The following is a 19,317-nucleotide window of genomic DNA, read 5'->3' as shown; positions in this document are numbered from 1 at the left end:
GTTCCGGTACTCCCCCGCCTACTTGCCGCCGCGGCGCTGCTGCCGCGTCCCGCGCTTGGGCTGCTGCCGCGACCCGGTCTGCACGACCTTGCGCACCGTGACGGTGCTGCGCACGTCGTCCCGGTCGCCGAAGGCGTCGGCGTGGTCGCCCGCGTCGTGGTCGCCCGCGTCGCCAGCGTCGTCCGCGTCGGGCTTGCCCGCCGCGCCCGCGCCGGCCGTGACCTTGGCGGTCTTGACCTGCTTGGAGGCGTTCCGCTCGCGGCGGGCGATGTTCTCCCGGATCTGGCGGTACTTCGGCTCGCGCTCCTTGAACTGGACGAGCAGCGGCGTCGCCACGCAGATCGAGGAGTACGTCCCGACGATCATGCCGACGAACAGCGCGAGCGACAGGTCCTTCAGCGTCCCGGCGCCGAACAGCGTGGTGCCGATGAACAGGATCGCGCCGACCGGCAGGATCGCCACCAGCGAGGTGTTCAGCGAGCGGACGAGCGTGCTGCTGAGGGCCTGGTTCGCGGCCTCGCTGTAGGTGGTCTTGGAGGTCGGGCCGAGCGGTTTCGTGACCTCCTTGATCATGTCGAAGACCACGACCGCGTCGTACAGCGAGTAGCCGAGGATCGTCAGGAAGCCGAGCAGCGTCGCCGGGGTGACCTCGAAGCCGGACCAGGCGTAGATGCCGGCCGTGATCACGAGGTCGTGGACCAGCGCGACCACCGCGGCCACGGCCATCCGCCACTCGAACGCCACCGACAGGTAGGCGATGATCAAGATCATGAAGACGATCAGCGCCTGCCAGGCCTTCTTCTGGATCTCGCCGCCCCACGAGGCGCCGACGACCTGGGTGCTGACCTTGGCGGCGGGGACCTTGAGCTCCTCGGTGATGCTCGTCTTGACCTCGGTGACGTGCGAGGAGCTCATGCTCTCCGTCGTGACCCGCCAGTCCTCGCCGGCCTTCTGCACGATCACCTGGTGGGCGCCGCCGTCGCCGACGGCGGTGCGCACCTGCTCGATCGAGGCGCTCGGCGCCTTGAAGGTGAAGACGGAGCCGCCCTTGAACTCGACGCCGAAGTTCAGCCCCTGGACGAGCAGGCCGGCGATCGACAGCGCCAGCAGCAGCCCGGAGATCGTGTACCAGATCTTCGGACGGCCGACGATGTCGGCGCTGATCTCGCCCCGGTAGATCCGCGAGGTGGCCGCGCGCAGTCCCATGGGTCAGGCCTCCTGGCTCGTCTTGCGGGCGGTGCCGGCGGCGGCCGCGTCCCGGGTCGGCTGGTGCAGCCGCCTCGGATCGAGCCCGGACATCGGATGCCCGCGGCCGAAGAACTTGGTCCGCGACAGCAGCGCGACCATCGGCTTGGTGAAGAAGAAGACCACGATGATGTCGATCAGCGTGGTGAGGCCCATCGCGAACGCGAACCCGGCGACGCCGCCGACCGCGAGGAAGTACAGCACCAGCGCGGCGAGGAAGGTGACGGCGTCGGCGACGAGGATGGTGCGCCGCGCCCGCTTCCAGGCGGTCTCGACCGACGAGCGCAGCTTGCGGCCCGCTCTCAGCTCGTCCCGCACCCGCTCGAAGTAGACGATGAACGAGTCGGCGGTGATGCCGATCGAGACGATCAGGCCGATGATGTGCGGGAGGGAGAGCCGGAAGCCCATGCCCTCACCGAGGATCACCACCGCCAGGTAGGTGACGGCGGACGCCACGACCAGGCTGGACACGGCGACCAGGCCGAGGCCCCGGTAGTAGAACAGGCAGTACAGCACCACCAGGCCGAGGCCGATCGCGCCGGCGATGAGGCCGCCGGTGAGCTGGTCGGAGCCCAGCGTGGACGACACCTCGTCGATGGAGCTCTGCGTGAACTCCAGCGGCAGCGCGCCGTACTTCAGCACGTTGGCGAGGTCGGTCGCGTACTGCTGGTCGAAGCTCTCGGGCGGCCCGTCGATGCTGGCGGTGCCGCCGGTGATCGGGCCCTCCCGGATCGCGGGCGCCGAGACGACCTGGCCGTCCAGCACGATCGCGACCTGCGCCTGCGGGGCGGACGGGTTCGCCTGGTAGGCGCGGGAGGCGTCGGTGGTGACCGCGCCGAACTCCTTGGCGCCCTTGCCGTCGAACTTCAGCGAGACCGACCAGCTCGCCTGGCCCTGCTGGCCGTTCGGCGGCATCGCGTTCGCGGAGTCGACGTTCTCGCCGAGGACCCGGACGGGCCCGAGGATGTACTTGGTGACCTGGCCGTTCTCCTCGTCCTGGTCACAGGCGGCGACGAACGCGCGCTTCGGGTCGTTCGCGCCGGATGCGTGCCGGTCGCCGGTGTAGCAGTCGAGGGCCTCGAACTGCTTGACCACGGCCTTGTCGGTCACGCCGGGGTAGTCGCCGGCGGGGGCCGGCTGCCCGGACGGCGGGACCAGCGGCGACGTCGGGGCCGCCGACGGGCTCGCCCCGTCCGACGGCTTCGGCGTCGGGGCGGTCAGCGCCCCCGACAGCGCCCGGCCGCGCGGGGTCGCCGACGTGGACGGCGACGCGCTCCCGGACGGCGAGGAGGACGGCGACGGGCTCTTGTCGCCGCCCTCTCCCCCCTTGGCGGTGTGGCTCGGCGACGGCGACGGGTTCGCCGCGGTGGCCGGGCGCCCGTCGGCACTGGCGAACACCTGGCGGAACTGCAGCTTCGCCGTGGTGCCGATCAGGCTGACGACGCGGCTCTGCCCCTCACCGGGGACGTTCACCACGATGTTGTTGCTGCCCTGCTTCGCGACCTCGGCGTCGGAGACCCCCAGACCGTTGACGCGCTGCGTCATGATCTTGACGGCCTGGTCCATCTGGGCCGCCGGGGGGTTCTTGCCGTTCGGGGTCTTCGCCGTGAGGGTCACGGTCGTCCCGCCGGCGAGGTCGAGGCCGAGCTTGGGCGTCGTGCGCCCCTGCCAGACCGCCAGGCCGGCGAGGACGACGAGGACCGCGAACAGCGCGAGGAGCGTGCGCCCGGGACTGGGAGCGTTTCTGGACGGAGCCACTGGTCGTCGTACTTCCCGTCTTTGTCGTCGCCGTGGGAGAGGTCAGGCGGAGGGCTTGTCCGCCGCCTTGACCTTCGTTTTCCCCTTCGGCTCGGACGCGGGCTCGCCGTCCTCGTCCGCCGCGGTGTCCTCGACGCGGGTGTCGCCGTCCTTGGACAGGTCGACCTCGGCGCCGTCCTTCGACAGGTCGACCGCGTCGTCGTCCTGCTCGTCGTCGTCCTCGTCGAGCTCGTCGTCGATCTCGTCGGGCTCGTCGTCCTTCAGGACCTGCATGACCGCCTGCTTGACGAAGCGCACCTCGACACCGTCGGCGATCTCCAGCACGAGGCCGTCGTCGTCGATGTCGACGACGGTGGCGCGCATGCCGCTGGTCGTCAGCACGCGGGCGCCGGGCTGGATGTCGTTCTGCATCTGCATCTGCTCTTTGCGCCGCTTGCTCTGCGGGCGGATGAGCAGGAAGTAGAAGACAAGCGGAATGGCCAGCAGCAGGAGCACATTGAAGGCCCCGCTGCCGCCGCTTTCCGCCGCGAGAATCATGTCGCTGCCCATTACGGGAGCATCCTTCCGATGTCGATTGCCCAGCCTGTGACCGGAACGGCCACGCGCACGGGACCGCCGGCTGGAGACGGTGAACCAAGTCCCGGAGTCTAGAGAGTACGCGAGACCCCGGCAACGACGCGACGAGCGGCGACGCCGGGAAGTTCCCAAGCCGTTACCGGATGATCACTATTCCGGCCGGCCCGCGTCCTCGTCCACCTCGAAGAGGGTCCCCGCCAGCGGCGCCGTCGGCGGCTGGGCGAGACCCAGATGCGCCCACGCGGCGGCCGTGGCGACCCGGCCGCGCGGCGTCCGCGCCAGCAGTCCCTGCCGGACGAGGAACGGCTCGGCGACGACCTCGACGGTCTCCGGCTCCTCCCCCACCGAGACGGCGAGGGTGGACAGCCCGACCGGGCCGCCGCCGAACTTGCGCATCAGCGACTCCAGGACGGACCGGTCGAGCCGGTCCAGTCCCCGTTCGTCCACCTCGTACAACGCGAGCGCCGCCCGTGCTGATTCCTTGGTGATGACGCCGTCGGCGCGGACCTCGGCATAGTCGCGGACGCGGCGCAGCAGCCGGTTGGCGATGCGGGGCGTGCCGCGGGACCGTCCGGCGACCTCGGCCGCGGCGTCGTCGGCGATCTCCACGTCGAGCAGCTTCGCCGACCGCCGGACGATGACCTCCAGCTCGGCGGGCTCGTAGAAGTCCATGTGCGCGACGAAGCCGAACCGGTCGCGCAGCGGGCCGGGCAGCATGCCCGCCCGGGTGGTGGCGCCGACCAGCGTGAACGGGGCGATGTCGAGCGGGATCGCGGTCGCGCCCGGCCCCTTGCCCACGACGACGTCGACCCGGAAGTCCTCCATCGCCATGTAGAGCATCTCCTCGGCGGGCCGCGCCAGCCGGTGGATCTCGTCCAGGAACAGGACCTCGCCCTCGGCGAGGGTGGACAGTACCGCCGCGAGGTCGCCGGCCCGCTCGATCGCGGGGCCGGAGGAGATCCGCAGCGGCTGCCCGAGCTCCGCCGCGATGATCATGGCGAGGGTGGTCTTGCCGAGGCCGGGACCGCCCGACAGCAGCACGTGGTCGGGCGTCCTGCCGCGCCGCAGCGCGCTGTGCAGCACCAGCGACAGCTGCTCGCGGACCCGTTCCTGGCCGACGAAGTCGTCCAGCTTCTTCGGCCGCAGCGCGGCCTCGATCCGCTGCTCCTCGATGCCGTCGGCGTCCGCCGAGACCAGCCGCTCGAACTCCTCACGCCCTGCGCCCTGCTGGGGGCGACCCCCCGCGCCCCCCGGTTCGCTGCCGCCCATCATTTGCTGAGCTTCTTCAACGCGGCCTTGAGCAGCGCGGCCACCGGCGGGGTCTCGCCGCCGTCGAGGTCCGCGGCGACGGCGTCCACGGCGGCGTCGGCGTCCTTGGCCGACCAGCCGAGGTTGACCAGGCCCATCTGGACCTGGTCGCGCCACGCCTCGCCGCGGGCGGGCGCACGGACGTCGCCGGGGCCGCCGACGGGCCCGCCGAGGCGGTCCTTCAGCTCCAGGACGATGCGCTGGGCGCCCTTCTTGCCGATGCCGGGCACCTTGGTCAGGGCGGTGACGTCCTCGGCGGCCACGGCGCGGCGCAGCGCGTCGGGGGTGTGCACGGCGAGCATCGCCAGCGCGAGCCGCGGCCCGATGCCGCTGGCGGTCTGCAGCAGCTCGAACACCCCGCGCTCGTCGTCGTCGGCGAACCCGAACAGGGTCAGGGAGTCCTCGCGGACGACGAGGGACGTCGGCACGTGCGCCGGGTCGCCGACCCGCAGCCCGGCGAGGGTCGCGGGCGTGCACTGCACCGACAGGCCGACGCCGTGCACGTCGATCACCGCCCCGTCGGGCCCGGCGGCGGCCACCCGGCCGCTGACGAAGGCGATCACTGGACACTTCCTCCTCTGCTGCGGGCGGCGAGCCGCGCCCGCTCGGCCCGGGCCGCCTCCTCGACGCGCGACCGGCGGGCCTGTGCGAGCCGCTGCTGCGCTCCCCCGCGCCACACGTGGCAGATGGCGAGGGCGAGCGCGTCGGCCGCGTCCGCCGGGCTGGGGGCCGTCTCCAGGGCCAGCAGCCGGGTCACCATCCGGGTGACCTGCGCCTTGTCGGCGCGGCCGTTGCCGGTGACGGCGGCCTTCGCCTCGCTCGGGGTGTGCAGCGCGACGGGCAGCCCGCGGCGCGCCGCCGCCAGCATCGCGATGCCGGCGGCCTGCGCGGTCCCCATCACGGTGCGGACGTTGTGCTGGGAGAACACCCGCTCGACGGCGACGGCGTCGGGCCGGAACTCCTCCATCAGGGCCTCGATGCCCGCCTCGATGCCCATCAGGCGCAGGGCGTGGTCCTCGTCGGGGGCGGTCCGCACGACCGACACGTGCACCAGCCGGAGCCGCTTGCCCGGGGCGCCGTCGACGACGCCCACCCCGCACCGGGTGAGCCCGGGGTCCACCCCCATCACCCGCACGGCCGCTCCTTCGATCATCTGTTCGGCCGCCAACGCTACCAATCCGGAGGGCTCCCCGTGGAGGGGCCGCCCGGGCGTGTCCCCGCCCGGATCCGCGGCGGGATCCGGGGCGGACGCGCGACGCCGCCGCGTCCCGGGTGGGGGGCACGGCGGCGTCGAGAGCCGGGGCGCGCGGGCGTCAGGCGTCGATGGACGCCATGACCTCGTCGGACACGTCGAAGTTGGCGTAGACGTCCTGGACGTCGTCGGAGTCCTCCAGGGCGTCGAGGAGGCGGAACACCTTCTTGGCGTTGTCCTCGTCGAGCGGGACGGTGACGCTCGGCAGGAACTTGCTCTCCGCCGACTCGTAGTCGATCCCGGCGTCCACCAGCGCGGTGCGGACGGCGACGAGGTCGCCGGCCTCGCTGACGACCTCGAAGTTCTCCTCGTCGAGGTCGTTGACCTCCTCGGCGCCGGCGTCGAGGACGGCCATCATCACGTCGTCCTCGCTGGTGCCGGCCTTCGGGACGATCACGACGCCCTTGCGGTTGAACATGTACGACACCGAGCCCGGGTCGGCGAGGGAGCCGCCGTTGCGGGTGAGCGCGACGCGGACCTCGGAGGCGGCGCGGTTGCGGTTGTCGGTGAGGCACTCGATCAGGACGGCGACGCCGCCGGGCGCGTAGCCCTCGTAGGTGATCGTCTGCCAGTCGGCGCCGCCGGCCTCCTCGCCGGCGCCGCGCTTGCGGGCCCGCTCGATGTTGTCGTTGGGGACCGAGTTCTTCTTCGCCTTGTAGATGGCGTCGTAGAGGGTGGGGTTCGCGTCGGGGTCGCCGCCGCCGGTGCGGGCCGCCACCTCGATGTTCTTGATCAGCTTCGCGAAGAGCTTGCCCCGCTTGGCGTCGAGGGCCGCCTTCTTGTGCTTGGTCGTCGCCCACTTGGAATGGCCGGACATCTGTCACTCCTCCTCTGTCGTCCGGCGCACCAGATCGGCGAAGTAGTGGTGCACGCGGAAGTCGCCTGTCAACTCCGGATGGAACGAGGTCGCCATGAGACGTCCCTGACGAACGGCGACGATCCTACCGGCGTTCGGACCGCTCTCGGCGCGTCCGAGGATCTCGACGGCGGCGCCGACGGACTCGACCCAGGGTGCGCGGATGAAAACGGCGTGGTACGGCGTGTCCCCCATGCCGGTCAGCGGCACCGCGGCCTCGAAGGAGTCGACCTGCCGGCCGAACGCGTTGCGCCGCACGGTCATGTCGATGCCGCCGACGGTCTCCTGGCCGGCCGCGCCGTCCCGGATCCGGTCCGCCAGCATGATCATGCCGGCGCAGGACCCGTAGGCGGGCAGTCCCCCCTCGATCCGCTTGCGCAGCGGGTCGAGCAGCTCGAACGAGCGCGCGAGCCGCCACATCGTGGTGGACTCGCCGCCGGGCAGGACCAGGCCGTCGACGCGCTCCAGCTCCTCGGGGCGGCGCACCGCCAGGGTGCGCGCGCCCGCGGCCTCCAGGGCGCGGACGTGCTCGCGCACGTCCCCCTGCAGAGCGAGCACACCGATCGTCGGCACAGTGGTCACGGGAAACCTTCCGGGTGAGGGGCCGCGTCAAACCCTAGACGTTCCTTACAACGCGGCGCGACCTGCCCGATCTTCCCCCCGCGCGGGCGCTCCGGGCGCGGCGGTCAGGCCAGTTTGAAGCGGCGCAGCGGGAGTTCGAGGGGCAGGAAGCCGTCCTTGCCGCGGTCGGCGATGCCGCGGCCGAACATGTGCTCCGCGGCGAGCGCGAGCCCGAACTCCTCGGGGTCGAACGGCAGCGGGACGTCCGGCGCGCCCGCGTCGACGGCGGCCCAGAACGGGCGCTCGGCGGGCAGCCGGTCGCCCTGGTCGACGACGACGCCGTCCTCGGCGGTGACGAACACGTCGCGCAGCAGCGTCCCGGACTCGTACCAGCGGAACCAGCAGCCGCGGATCACCGTGTGCAGGACGAGCACGCCGCAGCGGGACCCGGGCAGCGCCGCCGCGGCGGTGTCGGCGATCCGGCGGGCGTCGTCGTCGAGGCAGAACAGCCGCCGGTCGCACAGCAGCAGCGCCCGGTCGTACGCGCCGACGAACAGTTCGTCCTCGTACGGCCAGAGCGCGAAGTCCAGGACCGTGTCACCGGTCTCGGTCAGGACGGCCGCGGGGTAGAGCCGGCGGGCGATCCGCGCGGCGGCGTCCGGGTCGGGCTCGAGGCCCGGCCCGAACACCTCGGTGGGCTCACCCGCGCTCGCACACGCCAGCGCGACCGACCAAGCCATGCTCTCCCCTCCCGCGGCCGGACACCGCCCGGGGGTGCGCCCCTCGCCGGCCACGCCGCCAGGTTAACCCTGTCAGGCCGCGGTGTGGAGCCCGGGTCCCGGTCACCTCACCAGCCGCGGCCCGCGAACTTCTGGTCCTCGCCGAGGGAGGCCGCGCTGATGCCGACCATGGCCTCGCCGAGCCCGCGGGAGACCTTGGCGATCACGTCGGGGTCGTCGTGGAAGGTGGTGGCCTTCACGATGGCCTCGGCGCGCTGGGCCGGGTTGCCGGACTTGAAGATCCCGGAGCCGACGAAGACGCCCTCGGCGCCGAGCTGCATCATCATGGCCGCGTCGGCGGGGGTGGCGATGCCGCCGGCGGTGAACAGCACGACCGGCAGCTTCCCGGCCTGCGCGACCTCCTTGACCAGCTCGTAGGGGGCCTGGAGCTCCTTGGCGGCGACGTACAGCTCGTCCTCGGGCAGGTTCTGCAGGCGGCGGATCTCCTGCCGGATCTTGCGCATGTGGGTGGTGGCGTTGGAGACGTCGCCGGTGCCGGCCTCGCCCTTGGAGCGGATCATCGCCGCGCCCTCGGTGATGCGGCGCAGGGCCTCGCCGAGGCTGGTGGCGCCGCACACGAACGGGACGGTGAACGCCCACTTGTCGATGTGGTTGTCGTAGTCGGCCGGGGTGAGCACCTCGGACTCGTCGATGTAGTCGACGCCGAGGGCCTGCAGCACCTGGGCCTCGACGAAGTGGCCGATGCGGGCCTTGGCCATGACCGGGATGGAGACCGCGCCGATGATCCCGTCGATCATGTCGGGGTCGCTCATCCGGGAGATGCCGCCCTCGGCGCGGATGTCGGCGGGCACCCGCTCCAGGGCCATGACGGCGACCGCGCCCGCGTCTTCGGCGATCTTCGCCTGGTCGGGCGTGACGACATCCATGATCACGCCGCCCTTGAGCATCTCCGCCATGCCGCGCTTGACGCGGGCGGTCCCGGTCTCGGGAGCGGCGTTGTCAGTGGCGGGAGTGGAAGTGGACACGGGCATTCCTCACGTGGACGGACGACAAATCACTTTCCATGATATTGCCTGCTCGCGGGACCTCTCGACCCCGCAGAGTGTCAACGGCCACGCCCGCGCGCTTACGGAGTGACCGACGGCCCGTCCCGGACGGCGGGGTCAGGGGGTGTAGGGCTTGCCGTCGTTGACGAGCAGCACCCAGACCTGGCCCGGCGCGAACGTCATCGGCTTGCCGTCGGCGGTGGTGAAGGTGGTGCCCTTGTCCTCCGACGGGCGCGACCACTTGGCCTTGTAGGACTTCCCGTCGCGCAGGACGACCGCCCGCCCGCTCCCGGTGGTGTGGATCAGCGGCGTGTAGCTGCCGAGGAAGTCGTGGAACTTCGAGCGGGTGGTCTTGGCGTACTGGACGACGACGGTCTTGCCGCCGAGCCGGCCGCCCTCGGCGGCGCGGTCGGGCCGGCCGCCCCAGCTGGCGAGCCACCGCTTCTGCTGGGCCGACCAGGTGAAACCCATCGTCGCGCTGGGCCAGCGGGCGGTGAAGGACCGGGTGGGCTCGCCGCCTTCGGGGGCGGCCCCGAACCGGAAGCCGATGTCGCGCGGCTTCGCGGCCTTCGGCGCCCGCTTGAGCAGGTCCTTCGGGTCGGCGTACAGGTTGTAGGGGATGCGCTTGGCGCTGGAGCGGGAGTAGGCGCCGCCCGCCTTCTCCTGGGAGAGGTCGTACACCGGCGCCTTGCGGATGTACTTCTTCATCTTGCTCTGGACGCCGGAGAACGCGAAGGCGGGGCGGCCGAACTGCGGCAGGATGTGCAGGTCGGAGATGCGGGCGCTGCGCACCGGCCCGACCCGCTTCGGCAGCTTGGACGAGTAGACCGCCATCAGCCGGGTCTCGCCGCCCTCCACCTGCTCGACGTAGACGATGTCGGCGTCCTTCACCCCGCTCTGCGGCAGCGCCGGCGCGGTGTTCTCGATCTTGACGGCGAGGACGGGGTTGGCCAGCCCCCTGGTGCCGCCGTTGAACGGGTGGACGGCGGGCTCGGGCGTCCCGGACGGCGGCGCGGGCGTCCCCGTGCTCCGCGGCGGCGGCGCGCTCCGCGGCTTCTCCGAGCCGGAGCAGGCGGCCAGGCCGGCGCCGAGGACGAGGGCGCCGAACCCCGCGGCCGTGCGGCCGTAGGCGGTGCCGGTCCATGCGGATCGCACGATGTACCCCTCCTTGGACGGTCTGCCAGAGGGTAGCGAACGCCGCCCGGTGCGCCCGCCCGTCCAGCGGTACGGATCCCGGGCCCCGGTGTGATCAACGTCGCACGGTCAGATTCCGGGCGGATCGTCGTCGATCTCGAAGAAGTCGGGGAGCGCGGCGCGGCCGGCGAGCGGCAGCACCCTGATGAGCAGCTTGCGGCGCGCGGTCCTGGCCTGGGCGACGGCGTCGTTGTAGAAGCGGCGGGCGTAGGCGACCTTCGCGGCGGCGGAGGACAGCTCGTCCAGCACCTCCTTGCCGTCGCCCGCGCCCCGCGCGCTGATCGTGCCGACGAACTCGGGCTGGTCGACGACCGCGCGCAGCGCGCGGGACAGGTCGCTCTCGGCGAACTCGCGGCGCTCGGCGTCGGCGGTGCGCGCCTCGTGCGCGGCGGTCGCCAGCACGAGGCTGGTGGCGGGGTCCAGCAGCCGGGACGCGGCCAGCTCCAGCGCGGCGGCGGCCCGCCGCACGAGCGCGGCGTCCAGCGCGGCGCGGGCGGTCTCGACCCGGACGTGCAGCCGGTCGAGGCGCGTGGCGCGCCACGACACGTACACGCCGACCAGGAAGACGACGGCGATCCAGAACAGGACGTCGATGATCCAGTCGTAGGACATGGGGTGCGCTCCTACAGCCCGAGGCCGGACTCGACGACCCCGGCGCCGTCGTCGGTGACGGTCTCGTACACCCGCAGCACGTCGCGCGCCACGGCCGACCAGTCGTAGGCGCGCACGGCGGCGCGGGCCTCCGCGGACAGCTGCTTGCGCCGCGCCGGGTCGTCGAGGAGCTCGCCGGCCGCCGCCGCGAGCGCCGCGTGGTCGCCGGCCGGGAACAGCGCCCCGGCCCGGCCGCCGAGCAGCACCCGGTCGAACGCCTCGATGTCGCTGGCGAGGATCGGGGCCCCCGCCGACATCGCCTCGGCGAGCACGATGCCGAAGCTCTCGCCGCCGAGGTTCGGCGCGACGAAGACGTCCACCGAGTGGTAGGCGCGGACCTTGTCGGCCTCGCTGACCATGCCGAGCACGGCGACGCGGTCGCGCAGCTCGGGCGACACCCGGGCGATCACGTCGTCGGCGTCGCCGGGCCCGGCGAGCAGCAGCCGCAGCCCGGGGCGGCGGCGGCCGAGGATCTCGAAGGCGCGCAGCAGCACCTGCAGGCCCTTGCGGGGCTCGTCCATCCGGCCGAGGAACCCGAGCGCGCCGTCGTCGCCGCCGTGCGGGGCCTCGGCGCGGCCGCGCCAGCCGGGCAGCGGCTCGGCCATCGCGTACCGCTCGGTCGCGACGCCGTTGGGGATGAGCACGGCGTCGCCGCCGAGGTGCTCGACGAGGGTGGTGCGGGCCGCCTCCGACACCGCGATCCGGCCGGTGATCTTCTCCAGCGCGCTCTGCAGGATCGGCGCGGTGACCGACAGCGCCCGCGACTTCTCGTAGGAGGCGTGGAAGGTGCCGACGATGGGCCCGTCCGCGGCCCAGCAGGCGAGCAGCCCGAGGGAGGGCGCGGCGGGCTCGTGGACGTGCAGGACGTCGAACCCGCCCTCGTGGATCCACCGCCGGACCCGCCCGGCGGACAGGAACCCGAACGCCAGCCGCGCCACGGACCCGTTGTAGGGGACGGGCACGGCGCGCCCGGCGGACACGACGTAGGGCGGCAGCTCGGCGTCGTCGTCGGCCGGTGTGATCACCGACACGTCGTGGCCGAGCCCGAGCAGCGCCTCGGCGAGGTCGCCGATGTGCTGCTGCACGCCGCCCGGGACGTTCCAGGTGTACGGGCAGACGATTCCGATCCTCATCGGCCGGCTCTCATCCCCCGCCGCCCGCTCCCCGGCGGTCCGGCAGGTCGTCCACCCAGACCTTCTGCAGCATGTGCCAGTCCTCGGGGTGCGCGGCGATGCCCTCCTCGAAGGCGCGCGCCAGCTCCTGGGTCATGGCCTGGATCTTCTCCTGTCTGGCGCCCGCGTCCGGGACGGGGATCTCCTCGTGGACGCGCGCCGCCCAGTACTCCCCCTCGTACCAGAGTGTCACGGGAATGAGGGCGGCGCCGGTCTGGACCGCGAGCGCCGCGGAAACGGCCGGCATCCGGGCGGTGGCGCCGAAGAACTCGACGTCGATGCCGCTCTCGGTCAGGTCGCGGTCGACGACGAGGCAGACCGGCCGCCCGGCGCGCAGCCGCTGCGCCATCCGCCCGTACGCGGAGGCGCCCCGGTGGGCGAGGACCTCCATTCCGAGGCTCTCGCGGAACTCGACGAACCGGTCGAACAGCGACGCCGGCTCCAGCCGCTCGGCGACGGTGGTGAACGGGTAGCCGCAGTGCACGAGCCACGCGCCCGCGTGCTCGTAGTTGCCCATGTGGGGCAGCGCGAGGATCACGCCGCGCCCGGAGTCGAGGTTGGTGAAGATCTTCTTCTCGCCGGTGACGCGCATCCGGCCGAGGATCCGGGCCTTGTCGTACTCGGGCAGCCGGAAGACCTCCAGCCAGTAGCGCAGGTAGGAGCGCAGCACCTTCTTGCTGAGGACGCGGACCTCGTCGTCGACGGCGTCCTTGCCGAGGACGCGGCACAGGTTCTTCTCCAGCTGCCGCACCCCGGACCCGTACCGGTGCCAGGTGCGGTCGGCGATCGCGGTGAAGGCCAGCCGGGCCATGCTCTCGGGCATCTTGCGGACGACCGTCCAGCCCAGCGCGTAGACGGCGTCGGTCACCTCGTCGCGGAGCGAGGGCGGCGCGCCGCCGCGGCGGCGGGGCGTGGTCACGGCCGCGGCTCCGGCGTCTTCGCCGCGCCGTTCTCCTTCTCGGCGCCGTCCACGGCCGGGGCGTCCTTCGCCTGGACGTACACCGTGGCGAACCGCTGCCCGACGGTGACGGTGCTCAGCACGGCGAGCGCCCACAGGGCGACGGCGAGGATGAAGGGGACGCCGAGGCCGTCGAACCCGGCCGCGACGAGCGCGACGATGAGGCGCTCGGCGCGCTCGGCGATGCCCACGTTGCAGGTGTAGCCGAGCCCTTCGGCGCGGGCCTTGGCGTAGGACACCACGACGCCGGCGACGAGGCAGTACAGCGCGACCCCGGCGAGCGGCTCCTGGCCGTCCCGGTACAGGCCGATCATCAGCCCGGCGAAGATCGCGGCGTCGGCGACGCGGTCCATGGTGGAGTCCAGGAACGCGCCGAACTTGGAGATCTTGCCGGTGACCCGGGCGACCGCGCCGTCCAGCATGTCGAACAGGACGAACGCGGTGATGACCATCGTCCCCCAGAAGAACTCCCCGCGCGGGAAGAGGACGAGCGCGCCGGCGGCCACGCCGACCGTGCCGATGACGGTGATGGCGTTGGGCGACACTCCGGTCCGCGCGACCGTCTGCCCGACGGGGGTGAGGACGCGCCCCAGCGCGGGCCTGATCTTGTTGAGCATCGCCGTCCGTTCTCGTGGTCTCCGGGGTGCGGGCCCTGCTCCGGCCGGGGGCGGGCCTCCGCAGCGCGCCCATCGTAGTGCGGCCGGGGCGGAGACGTGGTCGGCGCCGGGTTTGGGGGCCGGGCGGCCCGGACAGATGACGGTTGATTGCGGTTCCCCCCTTGTGGTCCCGGCCATCACGGGAAAGGGTGGTGGTACGGGTGTGACGTCGGTCACGCGCGATGGGACGAGGTCGGACGCCGCACTCGGACGTCGGGGCCGGGCCCGCCGGGCCGGGCCCAAGCCGCACGCGGGCCTCCGCGCGGAGACCCGTCCGAGGAGGTAGTCATGGCGGACAAGGGAGGCCACCCGGGAGCCCCCGGCAGGGCACCGGAGGCCGGCGGGTGCGACAGGGTGCGCAACGTCGCGCTGGTCGGCCATTCGGGAGCCGGCAAGACCACGCTCGTGGAGGCGCTGCTCGCCGCGACGGGCACGGTGCAGCGGGCGGGCAAGGTCGAGGACGGCACGACGGTCAGCGACTTCGACGAGGTCGAGGTGCGCCAGCAGCGCTCGGTGAACCTGGCGCTCGCCCCGCTCATGCACGGCGACGTGAAGGTCAACCTCATCGACACGCCGGGGTACGCCGACTTCGTCGGCGACCTGCGGGCCGGGCTGCGCGCCGCCGACGCGGCGCTGTTCGTGATCTCGGCGGTGGACGGCATCGACGGCCTCACCCGGATGCTGTGGGAGGAGTGCGCGGCGGTGGGGATGCCCCGCGCGGTCGTCATCACCAAGATCGACCAGCAGCGCGGCGACTTCGACGACGTCGTGATGACCTGCCAGGACGTCTTCGGTGAGGGCGTCGCCCCGCTGTACTTCCCCGCGGCCGGCGGGGACGGCGGGCTGAAGGGCCTGATCGGGCTGCTGTCGCAGCGCTGCCTCGACTACTCCACCGGGCGGCGCACCGAGTGCGATCCGGACCCGGAGTACCTGGAGCAGATCGCCGAGCAGCGCGCGTCGCTGATCGAGGGGATCATCCAGGAGAGCGAGGACGAGACCCTCATGGACAGGTACCTGTCCGGCGAGGACATCGACGTCAAGGCGCTCATCGGGGACCTGGAGACCGCGGTCGCGCGGGGCAGCTTCTACCCCGTCCTCGCGACGTCGGTCCCGCACGGCGACCACCCCGGCCCGGTCATCGGGATGCTGGAGCTGCTGGAGGTCGTCACCCAGGCGTTCCCCTCCCCGCTCGAACACGGCATCCCCCCGGTCACGGCGGTGAGCGGCGGGCCGCCGAAGGAGATCTCCTGCGACCCGGAGGGCCCGCTGGTCGCCGAGGTCGTCAAGACCACGTCCGACCCGTACGTGGGCCGGATCTCGCTGGTCCGGGTGTTCTCCGGGACGCTGCGCCCCGACACGACGGTGCACGTGTCCGGGCACGGCATGGCCGACCGCGGGCACGAGGACCACGACGTCGACGAGCGGGTCGGCGCGCTCACCTCCCCGCTCGGCAAGACGCAGCGCACCGCGGCGTCCTGCTCGGCGGGCGACATCTGCGCGGTGGCGAAGCTGAGCCGCGCCGAGACGGGCGACACCCTCTCCGACCCCGGCGCGCCGCTGCTGATGGCGCCCTGGTCGATGCCCGACCCGCTGCTGCCGGTGGCGATCCGTGCCAAGTCCAAGGCCGACGACGACAAGCTCAGCCAGGCGCTCGGCCGGCTCGTCGCCGAGGACCCGACGCTCCGCCTGGAGAACAACCCCGAGACGCGGCAGCTGGTGCTGTGGTGCATGGGCGAGGCCCACGCCGACGTGCTCATCGACCGGCTCAAGACCCGGTACGGCGTCGAGGTCGACCGGGTGGAGCTGCGCGTCCCGCTGCGCGAGACGTTCGGCGGGCCGGCCCGGGGGCTCGGCCGGCACGTCAAGCAGAGCGGCGGGCACGGCCAGTACGGCATCTGCCACATCGACGTGGAGCCGCTGCCGTCCGGTGAGGGCTTCGAGTTCGTCGACAAGATCGTCGGCGGGGTGGTGCCGCGGCAGTTCATCCCGTCGGTCGAGAAGGGCGTCCGGCAGCAGATGGCGCGCGGGGTGTCCGCCGGGTACCCGCTCGTGGACGTCAAGGTCACCCTGCACGACGGCAAGGCGCACTCGGTCGACTCGTCCGACATGGCGTTCCAGGCCGCCGGGGCGCTGGCCCTGAAGGACGCGGCGAGCCAGGTGCCGATCCTGCTGCTGGAACCGGTCGACGAGGTGGAGGTGCTGATCGCCGACGAGTACGTGGGGCCGATCATGTCCGACCTCACCTCGCGGCGCGGCCGGGTGCTCGGCTCCCAGGCGGTGCCGGGCGGCCGCACCATGATCAAGGCGGAGGTGCCGCAGCTGGAGATCGTCCGGTACGCGATCGACCTGCGGTCGATGTCGCAGGGCACCGGCACGTTCAACCGCACGTTCCTGCGCTATGAGCCGCTCCCGGCCCACCTGGCCGACAAGGTCGCCGCCGAGTCCCGCGACGACTAGCGGCGCGGCGCCCCGTTCGGGCGCCGCGCGCGGGCCCGCGCGCATGCCGAAAGCCCCGCCCGCACTGGCCGGGCGGGGCTTTAGGCTTGCCGGGTGGATCTTCCTGCCCTCCGGCTGGGGCCTCGCGCGCGGCTCTGGCGGTCACTCTCGGGCGCCGTGGTCGTCGGCGCCCTGTTCTACACCAGCGCGTACGGGAGCAACGACGCGTTCCCGCTCGGCCCGATGACGCAGTTCGCGTTCTCGGTGAAGAACGACGGCGGCACGATCAGCTCCTACTGGCTGGAGGCCGACACCGCCGCCGGCGCGCACGTGAAGCTGTCCTTCGACGCCGTCGGGACGGGCATGAAGCGCGCCGAGATCGAAGGGCAGATGTCGCGGATCGTCCGCGACCCGTCGCTGCTGCAGGGCATCGCCGACGGGCAGCGCAGGCTCCACCCCGGGCAGCCCCGGCTCACCCGGATCTACGTCGTGCAGGAGATCAAGAAGTTGAAGAGCGGCAAGGTCGTGTCGACCATGCGGCAGAACCGCGTCGTCTGGGACGTCCGGTGACGGCCGCGGCGACGCCGGAGGCGCCCCGGCCGGTGCGGCCCGCCGGGGACGCGCCCGAACCGGCCCGCACCCCGTGGGACCGCTGGTGGTTCGGGCCGGTGCCGCGCGCCCGGATCGCCTGGCTGCGGGTCCTCGGCTACGTGTTCCTGCCGTTCGACATGCTGCTGCTGACCAGCAGTTCGCTGTCGCACGCGCGGCTGCCCGCCGACCTGTACCAGCCGGTGCTGCTCGCCCGCCTGCTGCACCTGCCCGCGCCCACGCCGTGGTCGATGTACACGCTGCTGGTGGTGACGATCGCGGCCGGGCTCGTCGCCATGACCGGGCGGGTGCTGCCGCGCGCGAGCGGCTACGTCGCCGCGTGCGGGTACCTGTGGTGGGTCACGATCAGCATGTCGTACGGCAAGGTCGACCACGACCACCTGGCGCTCGTCGTGGCGCTGTTCGTGCTGCCGAGCGTCGGCCGCGCGGCCATCGGCGACTCGCGGCGCTGCGAGGCGTCGGCGTGGTCGGTGCGGTGCGTCCAGATCGGGGTGGTCGCGGCGTACTTCCTGTCCGCATGGGCGAAGGTGCGCATCGGCGGGTTCCCGGCGTGGCCGAACGGGTCGACCGTCCAGTGGGCGCTGAGCCGGCGCGGGACGCCGCTCGGCCGCAGCTTCATCGACTACCCGGTGATGCTGAAGGCCAGCCAGTGGTTCATGTTCCTCGCAGAGGCGCTGTCTCCGGTGATGCTGTTCGTCCGGGGCCGGCCGCTGTACGCGCTCGTGCTGTTCTTCGCCGGCTTCCACGTCGTCACCTACGCGCTGATGACGATCCACTTCCTGCCGCACGCAATCTGGCTCGCGGCGTTCCTGCCGCTGGAGCGGCTGACCGGGCTGCTGCCCGAGCGCCTGGGCGGCGGCAGGCCCGCCGCCGAGCCCGCCGCGGAGCCCGCCGCCTGAGACGGGGGCGCACCGGCGCCGGGTCAGGTCCCGGCGCCGGGACGCCGGTCGGCGGGCAGCATGCACGCCGCCGTCCCGCCGGGCATCCGGTGCCGGTTGTTCGCGACGAGCCGGTACACGCCGTGCGCGAGCCAGCTCACCGGCGGAACCCGCAGGAGCACGCCGGGCACCCGCCACAGGCCGCCGGCGGCCGTCAGCATCCGCCCGATGGCCTCGGCGCCGCCGCTGACCCGTCCGGCCCGCTCGACCCACAGCACCTCGTACTGGGCCCGCTCAGCCGTCGTGCCGAGCGCGTCCAGGTCGGCGAACTGCCAGGCGACGACCGCCGCCCGGACGGGCACGCGCCGCTCCAGGAACCGCGCCGACGACGTGCAGAACCCGCAGTCGCCGTCGAACACCAGCACCGGCAGTTCCACCCCGCCCGCCATGGGAGCCGCGCCCGTCATTGGACGGGCCAGGCGTCGGCGAGCATCTGGCGGGTGTCGCGCAGCAGCTGGGGCAGCACCCGCGTGTGCCCGACCACCGGCATGAAGTTGGTGTCGCCGCCCCAGCGCGGGACGACGTGCTGGTGCAGGTGCGCCGCGATCCCGGCGCCCGCGACGAGGCCGAGGTTCATGCCGACGTTGAAGCCCTGCGCGCCGCTGGCCTTGCGCAGCGCGGTGAGGGCGCGCTGGGTGTACGTCGCCAGCTCCACGTACTCCGGCTCCTCCAGCTCGGTGTAGTCGGCGACGTGCCGGTAGGGGACGACCATCAGGTGCCCGGAGTTGTACGGGTAGAGGTTCAGCACCGCGAACACCGACTCGCCGCGGGCCACGACGAGGCCCTCGTCGTCGTCCATCTGGGGGATCTCGCAGAAGGGGCAGCCGTCGCCCGCGCCCGCGCCGCTCGGCTTGCCCTCCCCCTTGATGTAGGCCATCCGGTGCGGGGTCCAGAGCCGCTGGAAGTTGTCGGGCGTGCCCGCGCCGCCTCTCTCCTCCTCGAAGCGGGGCGTGCGCGCATTCCCGGCGCCGGCCCCGGGCGCGTCCTCGCGCCCCTGCTGCACCACGGACTCCTCCGGCTCTGCGGTCAAGGCGGTGGTCTCCTTTTGTTCACGGCCTGACCAGCAGCATAGAGAGAGAAGCGGCCGGGGCTGTAGCCGGGATCCCCTCCAGGGCACGGGTTCGCGCGTGACGTTTGCCGGTGACTCCGACACCATGGTCATCTCAACTCACCATGGGAGCGATCATGACCGGGCTCGACAGGCGGCAGAGCGGCGGCGGCGAGTCGAGGCCGGACCCCGGCGCGAAACCGTTCTTCCCGGGGGCGCCGGACCGCGCGACGACCGTGCCGCCGCCCGGCGTCCCGAGGGCCCACCGACGACCGGGTCTTCGTGTCGTCGTACGAACGGCCCAGGTCGGGGC

General features: G+C 72.8%; 20 protein-coding genes. 3 read left to right on the top strand and 17 right to left on the bottom strand.

From position 1 onward, the window contains the following. Positions 1–18: 18 nt before the first annotated feature. The 15 genes from secF to pgsA all read right to left on the bottom strand — a co-directional run bounded on the left by secF (position 19) and on the right by pgsA (position 13,934). Positions 19–1,206, bottom strand: coding sequence for a protein translocase subunit SecF (gene secF / locus AB0K34_RS27385; protein ID WP_364551752.1), 1,188 nt, complete (start codon positions 1,204–1,206; stop codon positions 19–21). Between the two features lie 3 nt (positions 1,207–1,209). After that, on the bottom strand, positions 1,210–3,003 hold the full coding sequence (secD, locus tag AB0K34_RS27380) for a protein translocase subunit SecD (RefSeq protein ID WP_364551750.1): 1,794 nt from the start codon (positions 3,001–3,003) through the stop codon (positions 1,210–1,212). A 42-nt stretch (positions 3,004–3,045) separates the two neighbouring features. Further along, on the bottom strand, positions 3,046–3,552 hold the full coding sequence (yajC, locus tag AB0K34_RS27375) for a preprotein translocase subunit YajC (RefSeq protein ID WP_364551748.1): 507 nt from the start codon (positions 3,550–3,552) through the stop codon (positions 3,046–3,048). 177 nt (positions 3,553–3,729) lie between these two features. Continuing rightward, positions 3,730–4,848 carry a Holliday junction branch migration DNA helicase RuvB gene (gene ruvB / locus AB0K34_RS27370; protein WP_364551778.1) on the bottom strand — a complete coding sequence of 373 codons (1,119 nt, stop codon included), beginning with the start codon at positions 4,846–4,848 and terminating at the stop codon, positions 3,730–3,732. Beyond that, complete coding sequence (gene ruvA, locus AB0K34_RS27365) at positions 4,848–5,450, bottom strand: Holliday junction branch migration protein RuvA (RefSeq protein WP_364551746.1); 603 nt, start codon at positions 5,448–5,450, stop codon at positions 4,848–4,850. Before ruvA ends, ruvB begins: the two co-directional genes overlap by 1 nt. Then, complete coding sequence (ruvC, locus tag AB0K34_RS27360) at positions 5,447–6,022, bottom strand: crossover junction endodeoxyribonuclease RuvC (protein ID WP_138635832.1); 576 nt, start codon at positions 6,020–6,022, stop codon at positions 5,447–5,449. Before ruvC ends, ruvA begins: the two co-directional genes overlap by 4 nt. Before the next feature lie 178 nt (positions 6,023–6,200). Continuing rightward, positions 6,201–6,956: a YebC/PmpR family DNA-binding transcriptional regulator gene (locus AB0K34_RS27355; protein WP_138635831.1), complete on the bottom strand. Its 756-nt coding sequence runs from the start codon at positions 6,954–6,956 to the stop codon at positions 6,201–6,203. A gap of 3 nt (positions 6,957–6,959) precedes the next feature. After that, a complete protein-coding gene (pdxT, locus tag AB0K34_RS27350) occupies positions 6,960–7,577 on the bottom strand; it encodes a pyridoxal 5'-phosphate synthase glutaminase subunit PdxT (protein WP_138635830.1) in 618 nt (205 codons plus the stop codon). Between the two features lie 104 nt (positions 7,578–7,681). After that, on the bottom strand, positions 7,682–8,296 hold the full coding sequence (locus tag AB0K34_RS27345) for a hypothetical protein (protein ID WP_138635829.1): 615 nt from the start codon (positions 8,294–8,296) through the stop codon (positions 7,682–7,684). 107 nt (positions 8,297–8,403) lie between these two features. Beyond that, on the bottom strand, positions 8,404–9,327 hold the full coding sequence (gene pdxS / locus AB0K34_RS27340) for a pyridoxal 5'-phosphate synthase lyase subunit PdxS (protein ID WP_364551743.1): 924 nt from the start codon (positions 9,325–9,327) through the stop codon (positions 8,404–8,406). 132 nt (positions 9,328–9,459) lie between these two features. Then, positions 9,460–10,497, bottom strand: coding sequence for a DUF3048 domain-containing protein (locus AB0K34_RS27335; RefSeq protein WP_364551740.1), 1,038 nt, complete (start codon positions 10,495–10,497; stop codon positions 9,460–9,462). Between the two features lie 108 nt (positions 10,498–10,605). Continuing rightward, a complete protein-coding gene (locus AB0K34_RS27330; protein WP_138635826.1) occupies positions 10,606–11,148 on the bottom strand; it encodes a LemA family protein in 543 nt (180 codons plus the stop codon). Positions 11,149–11,159: 11 nt separating this feature from the next. After that, positions 11,160–12,320 carry a glycosyltransferase family 4 protein gene (locus AB0K34_RS27325; RefSeq protein ID WP_364551737.1) on the bottom strand — a complete coding sequence of 387 codons (1,161 nt, stop codon included), beginning with the start codon at positions 12,318–12,320 and terminating at the stop codon, positions 11,160–11,162. Between the two features lie 10 nt (positions 12,321–12,330). Beyond that, positions 12,331–13,278 (bottom strand): phosphatidylinositol mannoside acyltransferase, encoded by a 948-nt coding sequence (locus AB0K34_RS27320; protein ID WP_364551734.1) that lies wholly within the window; start codon positions 13,276–13,278, stop codon positions 12,331–12,333. Next, on the bottom strand, positions 13,275–13,934 hold the full coding sequence (pgsA, locus tag AB0K34_RS27315) for a phosphatidylinositol phosphate synthase (RefSeq protein WP_138635823.1): 660 nt from the start codon (positions 13,932–13,934) through the stop codon (positions 13,275–13,277). Before pgsA ends, AB0K34_RS27320 begins: the two co-directional genes overlap by 4 nt. Before the next feature lie 327 nt (positions 13,935–14,261). Here pgsA and AB0K34_RS27310 point away from each other — a divergent pair, with 327 nt between their 5' ends. From AB0K34_RS27310 to AB0K34_RS27300, 3 genes are all read left to right on the top strand, one after another. Further along, positions 14,262–16,430: an elongation factor G-like protein EF-G2 gene (locus AB0K34_RS27310; RefSeq protein WP_364551731.1), complete on the top strand. Its 2,169-nt coding sequence runs from the start codon at positions 14,262–14,264 to the stop codon at positions 16,428–16,430. Between the two features lie 93 nt (positions 16,431–16,523). Then, entirely contained in the window at positions 16,524–16,979 is a 456-nt protein-coding gene (locus AB0K34_RS27305) for a hypothetical protein (protein ID WP_138635821.1), read from the top strand. Continuing rightward, positions 16,976–17,917, top strand: a complete 942-nt coding sequence (locus AB0K34_RS27300) for a hypothetical protein (protein ID WP_364551728.1) — start codon at positions 16,976–16,978, stop codon at positions 17,915–17,917. The genes AB0K34_RS27305 and AB0K34_RS27300 overlap by 4 nt, the downstream gene beginning before the upstream one ends. Positions 17,918–17,940: 23 nt before the next feature. On the opposite strand, the gene AB0K34_RS27295 is transcribed toward AB0K34_RS27300, so the two are convergent. After that, entirely contained in the window at positions 17,941–18,345 is a 405-nt protein-coding gene (locus AB0K34_RS27295) for a DUF393 domain-containing protein (RefSeq protein ID WP_364551726.1), read from the bottom strand. Between the two features lie 14 nt (positions 18,346–18,359). Further along, positions 18,360–18,986, bottom strand: coding sequence for an HIT domain-containing protein (locus AB0K34_RS27290; RefSeq protein ID WP_364551724.1), 627 nt, complete (start codon positions 18,984–18,986; stop codon positions 18,360–18,362). Positions 18,987–19,317 lie beyond the last annotated feature (331 nt).

It is taken from the genome of Actinomadura sp. NPDC049382, from assembly GCF_040677125.1.
In the GTDB taxonomy this organism is placed as follows: Bacteria; Actinomycetota; Actinomycetes; order Streptosporangiales; family Streptosporangiaceae; genus Spirillospora; species Spirillospora geliboluensis.
The sequence above is the reverse complement of the archived record's forward strand: the minus strand, read 5'-3'. Positions and strand labels throughout refer to the sequence as shown.

Bases quoted from the DNA above. Each gene is read 5' to 3' on its own strand.
- AB0K34_RS27345 (WP_138635829.1), bottom strand. From the start codon at position 8,296: ATGGCTTGGTCGGTCGCGCTGGCGTGTGCGAGCGCGGGTGAGCCCACC.
- AB0K34_RS27295 (WP_364551726.1), bottom strand. From the start codon at position 18,345: ATGGCGGGCGGGGTGGAACTGCCGGTGCTGGTGTTCGACGGCGACTGC.
- AB0K34_RS27355 (WP_138635831.1), bottom strand. From the start codon at position 6,956: ATGTCCGGCCATTCCAAGTGGGCGACGACCAAGCACAAGAAGGCGGCC.
- AB0K34_RS27325 (WP_364551737.1), bottom strand. From the start codon at position 12,320: ATGAGGATCGGAATCGTCTGCCCGTACACCTGGAACGTCCCGGGCGGC.
- pgsA (WP_138635823.1), bottom strand. From the start codon at position 13,934: ATGCTCAACAAGATCAGGCCCGCGCTGGGGCGCGTCCTCACCCCCGTC.
- AB0K34_RS27330 (WP_138635826.1), bottom strand. From the start codon at position 11,148: ATGTCCTACGACTGGATCATCGACGTCCTGTTCTGGATCGCCGTCGTC.
- secF (WP_364551752.1), bottom strand. From the start codon at position 1,206: ATGGGACTGCGCGCGGCCACCTCGCGGATCTACCGGGGCGAGATCAGC.
- pdxS (WP_364551743.1), bottom strand. From the start codon at position 9,327: ATGCCCGTGTCCACTTCCACTCCCGCCACTGACAACGCCGCTCCCGAG.
- yajC (WP_364551748.1), bottom strand. From the start codon at position 3,552: ATGGGCAGCGACATGATTCTCGCGGCGGAAAGCGGCGGCAGCGGGGCC.
- ruvB (WP_364551778.1), bottom strand. From the start codon at position 4,848: ATGGGCGGCAGCGAACCGGGGGGCGCGGGGGGTCGCCCCCAGCAGGGC.
- AB0K34_RS27310 (WP_364551731.1), top strand. From the start codon at position 14,262: ATGGCGGACAAGGGAGGCCACCCGGGAGCCCCCGGCAGGGCACCGGAG.